This window comes from Kribbella sp. NBC_01484 (assembly GCF_036227145.1).
Taxonomy (GTDB): Bacteria; Actinomycetota; Actinomycetes; order Propionibacteriales; family Kribbellaceae; genus Kribbella.
In genome coordinates this window covers 4,610,349-4,623,669 of sequence record NZ_CP109437.1, presented here as the reverse complement: position 1 = coordinate 4,623,669, position 13,321 = coordinate 4,610,349, and the positions used below count along the sequence as shown (strand labels likewise).

General features: G+C 68.9%; 15 protein-coding genes. 5 read left to right on the top strand and 10 right to left on the bottom strand.

Annotated features, from left to right (window positions below; genetic code table 11):
* Positions 1-26: 26 nt before the first annotated feature.
* Positions 27-341, bottom strand: coding sequence for a hypothetical protein (locus OG555_RS22695; protein ID WP_329474525.1), 315 nt, complete (start codon positions 339-341; stop codon positions 27-29).
* Positions 342-414: 73 nt separating this feature from the next.
* Here OG555_RS22695 and OG555_RS22690 point away from each other — a divergent pair, with 73 nt between their 5' ends.
* Positions 415-960, top strand: a complete 546-nt coding sequence (locus OG555_RS22690; protein ID WP_329474524.1) for a helix-turn-helix domain-containing protein — start codon at positions 415-417, stop codon at positions 958-960.
* Positions 961-974: 14 nt separating this feature from the next.
* Here the strand turns inward: OG555_RS22690 and OG555_RS22685 are convergent, their stop codons facing one another.
* Both OG555_RS22685 and clpS read right to left on the bottom strand, forming a co-directional pair.
* A complete protein-coding gene (locus OG555_RS22685; RefSeq protein WP_328523367.1) occupies positions 975-1,526 on the bottom strand; it encodes a DUF2017 domain-containing protein in 552 nt (183 codons plus the stop codon).
* A complete protein-coding gene (gene clpS / locus OG555_RS22680; RefSeq protein ID WP_328523368.1) occupies positions 1,523-1,810 on the bottom strand; it encodes an ATP-dependent Clp protease adapter ClpS in 288 nt (95 codons plus the stop codon). Before clpS ends, OG555_RS22685 begins: the two co-directional genes overlap by 4 nt.
* Positions 1,811-1,904: 94 nt before the next feature.
* Here clpS and OG555_RS22675 point away from each other — a divergent pair, with 94 nt between their 5' ends.
* A complete protein-coding gene (locus OG555_RS22675; RefSeq protein ID WP_329484856.1) occupies positions 1,905-3,194 on the top strand; it encodes a nicotinate phosphoribosyltransferase in 1,290 nt (429 codons plus the stop codon).
* On the top strand, positions 3,191-3,745 hold the full coding sequence (locus OG555_RS22670; RefSeq protein WP_329474523.1) for a MarR family winged helix-turn-helix transcriptional regulator: 555 nt from the start codon (positions 3,191-3,193) through the stop codon (positions 3,743-3,745). Before OG555_RS22675 ends, OG555_RS22670 begins: the two co-directional genes overlap by 4 nt.
* On the opposite strand, the gene gabT is transcribed toward OG555_RS22670, so the two are convergent.
* From gabT to OG555_RS22640, 6 genes are all read right to left on the bottom strand, one after another.
* A complete protein-coding gene (gabT, locus tag OG555_RS22665; protein WP_329474522.1) occupies positions 3,742-5,055 on the bottom strand; it encodes a 4-aminobutyrate--2-oxoglutarate transaminase in 1,314 nt (437 codons plus the stop codon). The genes OG555_RS22670 and gabT overlap by 4 nt on opposite strands.
* Positions 5,052-5,861, bottom strand: a complete 810-nt coding sequence (locus OG555_RS22660) for an ABC transporter permease (RefSeq protein WP_329474521.1) — start codon at positions 5,859-5,861, stop codon at positions 5,052-5,054. The genes gabT and OG555_RS22660 overlap by 4 nt, the downstream gene beginning before the upstream one ends.
* Positions 5,861-6,709 (bottom strand): ABC transporter permease, encoded by an 849-nt coding sequence (locus OG555_RS22655; RefSeq protein WP_329474520.1) that lies wholly within the window; start codon positions 6,707-6,709, stop codon positions 5,861-5,863. The genes OG555_RS22660 and OG555_RS22655 overlap by 1 nt, the downstream gene beginning before the upstream one ends.
* Positions 6,706-7,908 carry an ABC transporter substrate-binding protein gene (locus OG555_RS22650; protein ID WP_329474519.1) on the bottom strand — a complete coding sequence of 401 codons (1,203 nt, stop codon included), beginning with the start codon at positions 7,906-7,908 and terminating at the stop codon, positions 6,706-6,708. The genes OG555_RS22655 and OG555_RS22650 overlap by 4 nt, the downstream gene beginning before the upstream one ends.
* 78 nt (positions 7,909-7,986) lie before the next feature.
* The gene (locus OG555_RS22645; protein ID WP_329474518.1) at positions 7,987-9,057 is read right to left on the bottom strand and encodes an ABC transporter ATP-binding protein; all 1,071 of its coding nucleotides are present in this window, start codon (positions 9,055-9,057) and stop codon (positions 7,987-7,989) included.
* A complete protein-coding gene (locus OG555_RS22640) occupies positions 9,054-10,490 on the bottom strand; it encodes a gamma-aminobutyraldehyde dehydrogenase (protein WP_329474517.1) in 1,437 nt (478 codons plus the stop codon). Before OG555_RS22640 ends, OG555_RS22645 begins: the two co-directional genes overlap by 4 nt.
* A gap of 152 nt (positions 10,491-10,642) precedes the next feature.
* On the opposite strand from OG555_RS22640, the gene OG555_RS22635 reads away from it, so the two are divergent.
* A complete protein-coding gene (locus OG555_RS22635; RefSeq protein WP_329474516.1) occupies positions 10,643-11,386 on the top strand; it encodes a FadR/GntR family transcriptional regulator in 744 nt (247 codons plus the stop codon).
* Entirely contained in the window at positions 11,386-12,093 is a 708-nt protein-coding gene (locus OG555_RS22630; protein WP_329474515.1) for a cache domain-containing protein, read from the top strand. Before OG555_RS22635 ends, OG555_RS22630 begins: the two co-directional genes overlap by 1 nt.
* Here OG555_RS22630 and OG555_RS22625 read toward each other — a convergent pair.
* Positions 12,086-13,318: a D-arabinono-1,4-lactone oxidase gene (locus OG555_RS22625; protein WP_329474514.1), complete on the bottom strand. Its 1,233-nt coding sequence runs from the start codon at positions 13,316-13,318 to the stop codon at positions 12,086-12,088. The two genes, OG555_RS22630 and OG555_RS22625, sit on opposite strands and share 8 nt — an antisense overlap.
* Between the last annotated feature and the right edge of the window lie 3 nt (positions 13,319-13,321).

Genomic DNA, 13,321 nt, shown 5'->3' with positions numbered 1-13,321 from the left:
GACGCCGAGGTGGCAGGCTGCCTCGATCACCTCACCGAGCAACTTGAGCCATTGGTCCACGTCGGCGGCCTGCAGGCCTCCCGGGCGGGGTCATGGAACGCGGACACGATGCCGCGCAGTTCCTGCGCCGAGGAGGTGATCGGGATCAGGCCGTCGGCGAGCCGGCCGGCGCGTTGGATGGCAGCCGGCGCATTCGTGGCCAGCAGCACCGGAATGCGGGCCTTGCGGCTGCTCGACGCGTTCGCCGTCTCGAACTCGTTGTGCTGCCAGCCCTGTCCCAGACCGGCGATGACGCGGCCGCCGCTGAATCGGTCCAGGGTGGCCAGCCGGCGGGCGAGCATCACCGGCACGTGGAGCCGGAGGGGTAGACCGCTGTTCCTATATATTAGAATCGTGTCCAATATAGTAGATCCGTTGGCCGGGCAGATCGCCGCCCGCATCCGCAGTGAACGGGAACAACGCCGATGGACGCTGGCGCAGGTCGCCGACGCCTCCGGTGTGTCCCGCGCGATGATCAACCGGATCGAGCGCGCCGAGAGCAGCCCCACCGCTGTCGTCCTCGGCAGGCTGGCCGCTGCCTTCCAGGTCTCCGTCTCCGCCCTCCTCACCCCGGCCGAGGCCACTGGGGTGCACCGCATGGCCGACGCCATGGAATGGCACGATCCCGGCACCGGATATCGCCGGCGCCAGATCACCGGGCCGCAGTTCCCCGCAGACATCGCCGAGGTCCACCTGCCGCCCGGGGCCAGCGTGCCGTATCCGGCTGCATCGCTGGCCTTCCAACGGGAGGCCGTCTGGGTGCTCGACGGCCGGCTGACCTTCCACGAAGGCGACGCGGTGCACGAACTGAACCCGGGCGACTCGATCGAAGTCGAAGGACCCGTCGCGTGCGTCTTCGCCAACACCAGCGATGCCGAGTGCCGCTACGCGATCATTCTCGCGCGCGTCGACAGGCCGTGACCTGTCCTTGTGCGTCAGCGCATGTTGTGGAGGAGGGCGGACTGGAGGTAGCCGAGCCAGTCGTAGAGGTCGTACGTCAGGCGGCGGGGGTCCTCGTCGGGGAGCTTCTCCCAGGTGGAGTAGTCGTCCTCTTCCTTGATATCCAGGCGGGTGCCGATGGCCAGGCGCAGGTCGTTCAGGGCGCGCAGCCAGGAGAGCTGTTCGTCGGGTTCGAGGGCGATCTCGTCGGCGCCGGACTCCTCGAGCGCGGACAGTACCCGCCGCGCGTCGGTCACCTTGCCTTCGCGCAGGCCGCGCTCGGTGAAGCGGCGGAACTCGGCCGACGCCATGTCGTCGGCCTTGTAGGCGTCCGGCAGCAGTCGCTGGAGGACGACGTCCTCGGGCGGGGAGGTGGGTCCGTCGTTGTCGAGCAGGGCGGCGAGCGGGTCCGACGACTCGGTGGCGCGCGGCGGCATCCCGTCGTACAGGAGCTCGACCAGGTTGCGGAGCAGGTTCGCCAGGATGTCCGCCTCGTGCTCGGCGAAGCTGACGACGACGGTCTTGCGGTGCTTGCGGAACCGGGTCACGACTTCTCGCAGGTGGCCCACAGGCCGTAGGTGTGCATCGCCTCGACGTCGCGTTCCATTGCCTCGCGGTTGCCGTTCGAGACCGCCGACTTGCCCTCCTGGTGCACCTGCAGCATGAGCTTCTCCGCCTTCTTCTTGGAGTAGCCGAAGTAGGTCTGGAACACGAACGTCACGTAGTCCATCAGGTTGACCGGGTCGTTCCAGACGATCGTCACCCACGGAGGGCTCAACTCGATCGCCTCGTCGACCTCGGGGCTCTCGAGTTCGCTTGGTGCGGTGCTCACCAGTCCATTCTCTCCATCATCGGTTCGTGGTTCGCAATAGGCTGCCTTTGTGACGCACTCGACCGCGCTCCTGACGGACCACTACGAGCTCACCATGCTGCAGGCCAGTCTGGCCGACGGCACGGCACAGCGCCGCTCGGTCTTCGAACTGTTCGCCCGCCGGCTGCCCGACGGCCGCCGGTACGGCGTGGTGGCCGGCGTGAACCGGCTGCTCGACGTGCTCGAGCAGTTCCGTTTCGACGACCGGGCGATCGCTTTCCTGGCCGATCACGGCGTTGTCGACCAGGCTACCCGCGACTGGCTGGCGGACTACCGGTTCACCGGCGACATCTCCGGATACGCCGACGGGGAGATCTTCTTCCCCGGCTCCCCAGTGCTGGTGGTCGAGTCGAGTTTCGCCGAGGCGGTGCTGCTGGAAACCGTCTTCCTGTCCATTCTGAACCACGACTCCGCGGTCGCCTCGGCCGCCTCCCGGATGACCTGGTGGGCCGGTGGCCGGCCGTGTATCGAGATGGGTTCGCGCCGGACCCACGAGGAGGCCGCGGCCGCCGCGGCGCTGGCGGCCTACATCGCGGGCTTCGCCACCACCTCCAACCTGGAGGCGGCCCGCCGGTACGGCATTCCGAGCGCGGGTACGGCGGCGCACTCGTTCACGCTGCTGCACGACACCGAGCGGGACGCGTTCACGTCCCAGGTCGATGCCCTCGGCAAGGGCACCACGTTGCTCGTGGACACGTACGACGTGGCCGAGGCGGTCCGGACCGCGATCGAGATCACCGGTCCCGAGCTCGGCGCGGTCCGGCTCGACTCCGGCGACCTGCCGTCGCTGGCCGGGCAGGTCCGCGAGCAGCTGGACGCGCTCGGCGCCACGAAGACCCGGATCATCGTGACCAGCGACCTGGACGAGTACCAGATCGCCGCGCTCGCCCCCGCGGCGGTGGACGGGTACGGCGTGGGCACGTCGCTGGTGACCGGGAGCGGGTACCCGACCTGCGGGTTCGTCTACAAGCTGGTGGCCCGGGAGGACGCGAGCGGCGCGCTGATCCCGGTGGCGAAGAAGAGCCCGGACAAGATCTCGATCGGCGGCCGCAAGTGGGCGCTCCGGCGACGCTCGGCCACCGGGGTCGCGGAGGTCGAGCTGATCGGCGTCGGCGAGCAGCCGATCGACGACGGCGACGACCGCGTCCTGCTCAAGCCGCTGGTCGAGGGCGGCAAGATCGTCGGGCGTACGACGCCGGCCGAGTCGCAGGCGCATCACCTGAAGGTCCGCGACGAGCTCCCCCGCTACGCCGGCCAGCTCAGCCGCGGCGAGCCGGCCATCCCGACCGAGTACACCGGCGACTACGACGCCCGCAACCCGTTCCTCGCCCGGAGCCACACGTGAGCACCGAGCTCGACCCGACCACCGAGCCGGCCGCGACCGCCGGCTCGGACGGAGGCGCCGGCTCGGACGGAGGCGCCGGCTCGGACGGGGTCGGCGGTGCTGAGGGGTGGCCGCCAGGGGCGCCGGCCTCGGTGACGGATGTGCTGATCGCACTGCGGTTCGCCGACCGTGCCGCCCGGAAGGCGGTCGGCGCCGAGCTGGCCGGCACCGGACTGCACACCGGCCAGGAGCTCGTGCTCGCCAAACTCCTGCACCACGGCTCGCTCCCGGTCGCGAAGCTGGCGAAGGTGCTGGACGTCGAGGTCCCGACCGCGACCAAGACCACCCAGCGGATGGAGGCCGCCGGCCTCGTCCGCCGGGTGAAGAGCAGCACCGACGCCCGGCAGGTGGGCATCGAGCTCACCGACCGGGGCGTCGAGCTCGCCCACACCGTCCAGGAGGTCTACGACCGCGCCGGCCGCCGCGCCCTGGCTGACCTGACCCCCGAGGACCGCCGCCTCCTGCGCAACCTGCTCTGGACCATCACCACCACGCTCGAAGGCAACCCCTAGCGCGCGTCGATCACCTTCGCCAGCAGGCCCAGGGCTTCGCGCAGCAGGTCCGGCGGCATCACGAGCGGTGGCAGGAAGCGCAGTACGTTGCCGTCGGTCCCTGCGGTCAGCACGACCATGCCTTCGGCATGGCAGGCCTTGGCGATCGCAGCGGTCGCGGCCGCATCGGGCGCACCCGACCCGTCGACCAGCTCGATCGCGATCATCGCGCCGCGACCCCGGACGTCGCCGATCACCGGGTGCCGCGCGGCCAGCTCGCGCAGCGCCGGCAGCATGATGTCGCCGATGTCGCGCGCCCGGGCCGGCAGATCCTCGGTCTCGATGGTCGCTATCGCGCCCAACGCGGCCGCGCACGCCACCGGATTCCCGCCGTACGTCCCGCCGAGCCCACTCACATGCGGCGCGTCCATGATCTCGGCCCGGCCGGTGACCGCGGCCAGCGGCAGCCCGCCCGCGATCCCCTTCGCCAGCGTGATCAGATCCGGTACGACGCCCTCGTGAGTACACGCGAACAGATCACCCGTCCGCCCGAACCCGGTCTGGATCTCGTCCGCGACGAACACCACCCCGTTGTCCCGGCACCACTCCGCGACCGCCGGCAGGAACTCCTCTGCGGGTACGACGAACCCGCCCTCCCCGTGGATCGGTTCGATCACCACACACGCCACGTTCGACGCCCCGACGTACTTCTCGATCGAGGCCACCGACCGCGCCGCCGCCTCCGGCCCGCTCAGCCCGTCCCGATAGGGGTACGACGTCGGCACCCGATAGACCTCCGGTGCGAACGGCCCGAACCCGTCCTTGTACGGCATGTTCTTCGACGTCATCGCCATGGTCAGGTTGGTCCGGCCGTGGTACCCGTGGTCGAACACCACCACCGCGTCCCGCTTGGTGTGCGCCCGCGCGATCTTCACCGCGTTCTCGACTGCCTCGGCGCCGGAGTTCAGCAGCACCGACCGCTTCTCGTGGTCGCCGGGCGTGATCCGGTTCAGCGCCTCGCACACCTCGAGATACCCCTGGTACGGCGTGACCATGAAGCAGGTGTGCGTGAACCGGGCCACCTGCTCCTGCACCGCCTGAACCACGGCAGGCGCCGCGTTGCCGACGTTCACCACCGCGATCCCGGACCCGAGGTCGATCAACTGGTTGCCATCGGCATCCACCAGGATCCCGCCGCCGGCCTCGGTGACGAACACCGGCAGCGTGATCCCGACCCCGCGCGCGACCGAGCGCCGTACCCTCCCCAGCAGTTCGACCGACCGCGGCCCCGGAATCTCCGTGACCAGCTTGCGTTCTTGCGTGACAGTCATCGTCCTGCTCCTAGAGATTCGGCGTCGCCGGACAGTCGTTGGGCCAGCCAGACCGGGATCACCGAGAACACGATCAGCGTCGCCGCGACCACGTTGACGATCGGTGCCTGGTTCGGCCGGAACAGGTTGTTGAAGATCCAGATCGGCAGCGTCTGCTGGTTCGCCCCGGCGGTGAACGTGGTCACGATGATCTCGTCGAACGACAGCGCGAACGCGAGCAGTGACCCCGCCAGCAACGCTGACCGGATCATCGGGAACGTGACCAGCCGGAACGTGGTGAACCCGGACGCGCCCAGGTCCGCCGACGCCTGCTCCAAGGCGACCCCGGTACGGCGCAACCGGGCGATCACGTTGTTGAACACGGTCACGATGCAGAACGTCGCGTGCGCGATCACGATCGTGAAGAACCCGAGCTCCCAGCCGAAGATCGTCCGGAACGCGTTGTTCAGCGCGATCCCGGTGACGATGCCCGGCAGTGCGATCGGCAGGATCACCAGGAGCGACACGGTGTCGCGCCCATAGAAGGCGAACCGCTGCAGTGCGAACGCGACCATCGTGCCGAGCACCAGCGCGATCACGGTCGCGGCCAGTCCCACCCGCACGCTCACCCAGAGCGCGTCCAGCGCACCCTGGCTCTCGGCCGCCCGGCGCCACCACTCCAGCGTGAAGTCCCGCGGCGGCCAGGCGAACGTCTTGTTCACACTGAACGAGTTCACCAGAACCAGCAGCAGCGGTACATAGATGAAGCCGAGAATCAGCACGGTCAGGACCCGCAGCACGATCCGGGTCGATCGGGAGATCGTCATCACAGGCTCTCCATCGCTCCGGTACGCCGTACCGCCGCCAGGTACCCGACCATCACGATGACCGGAATGGTGGCGACCGCGGCCGCGAACGGCAGGTTGTTGGCCGCACCCACGTTGTCGTACACCACGTTGCCGAGCAACTGGTTGGTGCCGCCGACGATCCGGACGGCGATGTAGTCACCGAGCGACAGACTGAAGGTGAAGATCGAGCCGGCCACCAGCGCGGGGACGATCATCGGCAGGATCACCCGCCGCAGTGTCTGGGTGGTCCGGCCGCCCAGATCGGCGGACGCCTCCAGCAGTGAGTCCGGCAGCCGTTCGAGACCGGCGTAGATCGGCAGGACCATGTACGGCAACCACAGATACGCCAGCGTCACCACGGTCGCAGCGAGACCGTAGCCGGGCGACTTCAGCCCGACCGCCTCGAAGGCCGACGACACCAGCCCGCCCTCGGAGAACATCCCGCGCCACGCGTACGCCTTGACCAGATAACTGGCCCACAACGGCATCAGCACCGCCACCAGCAGGAACCGGCGCAACCCCGGCCCGGCCACCTTCGACATGTAGAGCGCGATCGGGAACGCGACCAGCGCGTCGATCACGGTCACCAGCAGGGCGACCCCGATCGTGCGCAGGGCGATCGTCCGATACACGTCGACGGTGAACAGGGTCCGGAAGTTGTCCAGCGTCCAGTTGCGCTCGATCAGCCCGGTGAACCCGTTCTGCGTCCACAGCGCGGTGATGAACAATGCCGCCAGCGCCCCCAGATACGCAACCCCGAGCCACAGCATCGGCGCGCCGAGCAGCAACGCCAGCCGGGCTCGGGGACGACGGTGGAGTGTGCTCATCCCTTAATCTGCGTCCAGGCCTGGGTCCAGCGGGTGTAGTCGGTGCACTTGACGTCAGTGCGACCGTCGAGGCACTGCTCGATGGGTGTGGTCCAGTACCAGATCTTCTCGGAGTAGGCCTGGTCGCCGGCGTGGAACGTCGTGCAGTGGTTCTTGTCAGCCGTCTTCGCACACGCCTTCGCGTTGGCCGGCGACTCACCGAAGTACTCGGCCACCGCCGCGTTCGCCTCGGGGCTGATGATGTGGTTCATCCACATGTACGCGCAGTTCTTGTTCTTCGACGTCGCGCTGACCATCCAGGTGTCCGACCATCCCGTGACGCCCTCGGTCGGCACGGTCACCTGCACCGGCACCTTCTCGCCGGTCGCGACGTTGGCGATCACCTGCCAGGTGGTGCCGACCACCGAGTTGCCGCTGGTGAACGCCTGCACCTCCTTCAGGTAGTCCGACCAGTACTCCGACACCAGCGTCTTCTGCTGCTTGAGCAGATCCACCACCGCGGTGAACTGCTTGTCGTCCAGGGCGTACGGGTTCTTGATGCCCAGGTCCGGCTTGGTCGCCATCAGGTACATGGCCGCGTCGGCGATGTAGATCGGCGAGTCGTACGCCGTGACCGTGCCCTTGTACGGCGAGTTGGCGTCGAACACCACGCTCCACGACGTCGGGGCCGGCTTCACCTTGTCGGTCCGCCACATCAGCAGGTTCGCGCCGTAGCCGTGCGGTACGCCGTACATCTGGCCCTTGACCGAGTTCCACGGACGGTTCTTCAGGAACGGGTAGATGTCGGCGTAGTTCGGGATCAGGTCGGTGTTCACGGGCTCCACCTGTCCGCCCGCGATCAGCCGCAGTGACGCGTCGCCGGAGGCCGACACCACGTCGTACTGCCCGGTCTTCATCAGGCTGACGGCCTCGTCCGACGTACCGAACGTCTTCACCGTCACCTGGCAGCCGCTCTGCTTCTCGAACGGCGTGACCCAGTCGACCTTCGGGTCGTTCGAGCCGTCCTCGGCGTACCCGGGCCACGCCAGCACGCTGAGCTTGCCCTCCCCGGTCCCGAGCTTGTCGAGCTTCGGCAGGTCCGGTGCGCTGAACCCGCTGCTCCCGCCGGCGGCGTTGTCACTCGAACTGCCACCGGACGTGCCGCACGCTGCGAGGAGTGCAAGCACAGCCAGGCTCGCCGCCACACTGAGTCTCTTCATCGAAACCTCCTGGGTTCGGGGCGGGAGTTGTAAGGAAGGAAAAAGAAGGGAGCGGAGGTGGGTTCGGGGCGGAGGTTGCTAAGGCTGACCGCCGATTGCGACGGTGTGTTCGCGGTGCCAGGTGAGCCGGACCTGGGCACCCCGAAGTTCGAGCTTGTCCTGCACGGATCCCTGCGCGTTCTGCTGCAGCACGATGAGCGAGCCGCCGGCGTCCAGGTCGACCACGCACTGGGTCGCCGAGCCCAGGTACACCACCTCACGGACGACTCCGGTCGCCGTACACAGCCCCGGTTCGGCGACGGCGTCGCGGAGCTGCAACTGGATCTTCTCGGGGCGGACGGTGAACAGCCCGGACGTCCCCAGGATCGTCGCCGCGATCTCGCCCTCGAGCAGGTTCGAGGTGCCGACGAAGCCGGCCACGAACGCGCTCGCCGGGTGCTCGTACAGCTCGGCCGGCACGGCCAGCTGCTCGATCCGGCCGCCGTTGAACACGGCGATCCGGTCGCTCATCGTCAGCGCCTCCTCCTGATCGTGGGTGACGAACACGAAGGTGATGCCGACATCGCGCTGCAGCGCCTTCAGCTCGAGCTGCATCTCCCGCCGGAGCTTCAGGTCGAGCGCTCCGAGTGGTTCGTCAAGCAGCAGCACCTTCGGCCGGTTCACCAGCGCCCGGGCCAATGCGACCCGCTGCCGCTGCCCACCCGACAGCTGACTCGGCCGGCGGTCGCCGTACCCCTCCAGCCGGACCGTCGACAACGCCTCGACAGCCCTCGTACGGCGACTCCGCCGGTCGACTCCCTTCACCCGCAGCCCGTACTCGACGTTCTGCAGCACACTCATGTGCGGGAACAGCGCATAGTCCTGGAAGACCGTGTTCACATCCCGCGCGTACGGCGCCTGGTCGGTGACGTCGACGCCGCCGAGCAGGATCCGGCCGGCCGTGGGCACCTCGAAGCCGGCGATCATCCGCAGCACCGTGGTCTTGCCGGAACCGGACGGGCCGAGCATCGAGAAGAACTCACCCTCGGCCAGGTCGAGGTCGATGCCGTCCACCGCGGTGATGTCGCCGAACGTCTTCCGCAGCCCGCGCAGGCTGACCGCCGTGGCGTCCGCCGTCACGGTCCCGACCTGCTCGTCCAGAGTTTTCATCCGACCGCCGACATCACATGTTTGACCCGCGTGTAGTCCTCGACGCCGTACAGGGACAGGTCCTTGCCGTGGCCGGAATGCTTGAAGCCGCCGTGCGGCATCTCCGCCACCAGCGGGATGTGCGTGTTGATCCAGACGCACCCGAAGTCCAGGGCCTTGGACATCCGCAGTGCCCGGGAGTGGTCGGCGGTGAAGATGCTCGACGCGAGGCCGTACTGCACACCGTTCGCCAGTCGCAGCGCCTCGTCCTCGTCGCCGAACGACTGCACCGTGATGACCGGCCCGAACACCTCGTCCTGGATCATCTCGTCGTCCTGCCGCAGACCGGTGACGACGGTCGCTTCGAGGAAGTAGCCGTCGGCAAGCGTCCCGCCCGGTCGTTGGCCGCCGAGCGCGATCGAACCGTGCTCGGGCATCCGGGCGAGGAAGCCGCGGACCCGATCGAGCTGCTGGCTGCTGTTCAGCGGGCCGAAGAGCGCATCGGTGTCGTCGGCTAGCCCCGGCCGCGCATTCGAGCGGGCCCACTCGACCAGGGTCTGGACGAACTCGTCGTGGACTCCTGCGTCGACGAGCACCCGGCAGGCCGCCGTGCAGTCCTGGCCGGCGTTGAAGTAGCCGGCGACGCCGATCGCTTCGGCCGCCGCGGCGAGGTCGGCGTCGGCGAAGACGACCGCCGGTGCCTTGCCGCCCAGCTCGAGGTGCGTGCGCTTCAGGTCCAGAGCCGCCGTACTCGCGACCTCGGTGCCGGCCCGCGTCGAGCCGGTGATGCTGACCAGGCCGGGCGTCGGGTGCGCGACCACGGCCTGTCCGGTCGCGCGGTCACCACAGACGACGTTGAAGACACCGGGCGGCAGCACCTCGGCTGCGATCTCCGCGAGCATCGCCGTGGTCGCCGGCGTGGTTTCGGCCGGCTTGAGGACCAGAGTGTTGCCGGCGGCAAGGGCCGGACCGAACTTCCAGACCGCCATCATCATCGGGTAGTTCCACGGCGTGATCTGACCGACGACGCCGATCGGTTCGCGACGGATCCAGGACGTGTGGCCGGCCATGTACTCACCGGCCGACTTGCCCTCCAGCAACCGGGCGGCGCCGGCGAAGAAGCGCATCTGGTCGACCATGACCACGAGCTCCTCGGTGCGGGTCAGCTCGAGCGGCTTGCCGGTGTTCTCCGACTCGGCGGCGACGAGATCGTCGGCGCGGGCCTCGACGAGGTCGGCGAACCGGAGCAACGCACGCTGCCGTTCGGCGGGAGTCGCACCGCCCCAGCCTGGTGCGGCGGCGGCCGCGGCCTGGTACGCCGCGTCGACATCGTCCGCGCCGGACAGTGGCGCCGTACCGAAGACCTTGCCGGTGGCCGGATCGACGAGCTCGCTGGTAGCGCCGTTGAGCGCGTCCCGCGAGGTTCCGTCGATGAGATTTCGCACTGTTCGCATCAGGGGACTCCCGGGGTGGAGGCTGGACGCTGTGCCGTAAACGGACACTGTGGCCGTAAACATATGAAAACAGATGTTAAAGTTCAAGGGATCGGTGAGAATGTTGCCGGAGTTGTGTCGGCGGCTGTGTCCGTGGCTTGGAGGGTGGCGGGATGGCGCTGCGGTTCTACGGCAGTGGCGCGGCGGCGGTGTTCGCACCGCTGGAGACGCTCAGCCGGTCGGAACTGGTGGCGCGGCGGCTGACCGACGCGATCGCCCTCGGCCTGATCCCGGACTCCGAGCAACTCCCCGGCGAGGCCGACCTGGCCGGCATCTTCGGTGTGTCCACCACGACGATCCGCGAAGCCCTGTCGTCGTTACGGCTGCGCGGGCTGATCCACACCCGGCGCGGTCGTGGTGGCGGCAGCTTCGTCAGCGCGCAGGACGAGATGTCCACCGCGATCGTCCGGGACCGGCTGGAGGAGCTGAGCCTCGCGCAACTGCGCGACCTCGGCGACCACTACAGCGCGATCGCGGGTACGGCGGCCAGACTCGCGGCCGAGCGCGCGACGCCGGATGACGTCCAGCGGCTCGTCGCGGTCTGCGACAGCCTGGACAGCGCCAAGGGTCTGGGCGGACGCCGCCGTGCCGACGCCCAGTTCCACATCGAGGTGGCCGCGACCGCCCAGTCCACCCGGCTCTACCGCGCCGAGGTGAGCCTGCAGGCGGAGGTGGGCACGTTGCTCTGGCTCGCGTTCGGCGACGACGAGAGCCACCGCCGCACCGTGCAGAGCTGCCGGGACGTGGTCGCGGCGATCGACCGCACCGACGGCGACGCGGCCCGGTCCGCCGCCGAGGAACGGGTGGCCGACTCGACCGCCCGCCTGATCGACCTCAGACTGGCCTTGGAGGACTGATGAGTTCTTATGAAGGCACTGCCGCCTTGACGCTCGACGCGGGCCTCGAAGTCGTGCTCGACGTGGTCGAGTCCGTGGTCGGGGAAGCGTTCGGGCTGGCGGATCGGGTCGCGAGCTCGGTCGGCGAGGTGTTCGCCGACGGGGACAGTGTGCGCCGCGGCGACCTGACCGGTGTCGCCGACCTCGTGCATCCCGCGCTGACCGATCCGGACGGCCGGGTCCAGGGCGCCGGCTTCGTCGCGGCCGTCGACGTACTGGCCGACTCCCGGTGGTGGCTCGAGTGGTTCATGCTCAGCAACGGGTCGGCCGAGCGCCTGGTGGTCGACACCGATCCCCGCGGGGAGAACTTCTACGACTACGGATCCCTCCCCTGGTACGACGTACCCCGCACGACCGGGCGCCGCCACATCACCGGGCCGTACGTCGACTACCTCTGCACCGACGACTACACGCTGACCTTCACCGTGCCGGTGCTGGCCGGGGAACGCTTCGTCGGCGTGGCCGGCGCCGATGTCCGGGTGTTCACGTTCGAGAAGGCCGTGCTGCCGTGCCTCCGGGCCACCCGCCGTACCGTTGCCATCGTCAACGATCAGGGCCGGGTCGTGCTCAGCAACAGCGCCCGCCACGTCAGCGGGACGCTGCTCCGCACACCGTACGCGTCGTACCCGATCGACGACCTTCCGCTGTCGCTGGTGGATCTCAGCTAGGCAGGTAGGTGTCCAGGTACGGGTTGCGGAACTTGCCGGCGGGGTCGTACTTCGCGGCGAGGGCGATGAAGTCGGGCACCTTCGGGTAGCGCTGCCGAAGTGTCGCGGCGTCGGCGACGAAGACCTTGCCCCAGTGCGGCCGGGCGTCGAGCGGGGCGATCGCCTCCTCCAGCGCGGCGAGGACCGGGCGTACGGCGGCCTCGTCCTGGATCCAGGTGAAGTGCAGGGCGACGGTGTCCCGGCCCTGACTCGGGCTCAGCCACAGGTCGTCGGCGGCGATCGTCCGGATCTCGGAGACCTGGATGACCGGCGCGAACTGGTTGCCCAGGGCCCGCAATGCGTCGAACGCCTCGGCGGCCCGCTCGCGGGGGACGAAGTACTCGGACTGCAGTTCGTCGCCGTTGCTCGGGGTGAACTCCAGCCGGAAGTGCGGGAGGCGCTCGTGCCATGGCCCGGGGATGCCGCCCTGCTGGGTGGCGTAGTCGGCCGGCATCGCCTTGATCGGATGCCGGGGGCCGTCGGCAACCTTCGCCCCGAGCCAGGTGGGCTCGATCGGCTCGTGGCCGCGCTGCTTGCGCCAGACCATCACGTCCGGGTCGACCCAGTCGGTGAACGCGCTGACGCTGTACGCACTCCCCATCACCGCGGCGAAGTCCGTCCCGAGCCGCTCCACCGGCAACCCGTCGTACACGACCTGACTGACCTGGTACGACGGTTGCACGTCGAGCGTGAGACTCACCGTCACGCCGAGGGCTCCGAGCGAGACGATCGAACCGGCGAAGTCCGCGTCGCCCCGGGTCAGCGTGACCAGCTCACCACTCGCGTCCACGAACGTGATCGCGTTGACCGCGTCCGCCAAGGGTCCGTTCCCGTCCCCCGACCCATGCGTCCCGGTCGCGCACGCCCCGGCTACCGAGATGTGCGGCAACGACCCCAGGTTGTGCAATGCGAGCCCCTGGGCCTCCAGAGCCGCCGTGATCTCGCCGTACCGCAACCCGGCCGAGACGGTGACTCCACTCGCACCGACCTCGATGACCTTCGGCAGCTCGGCAACGCTGACCAGCGTCCCTGTGCTGTCCGCGATCCGGTTGAACGAATGCCCGGTCCCCAGCACTCGCAGCTTCTCGCTCGCCGCAACCAGCTCCTGCAGCTCCTCGACCGAGCGCGGTGCCTCGAGCGCGCTCGCGAAACTGACATTGCCCGCCCAGTTCGTGACATTTGTCATGGT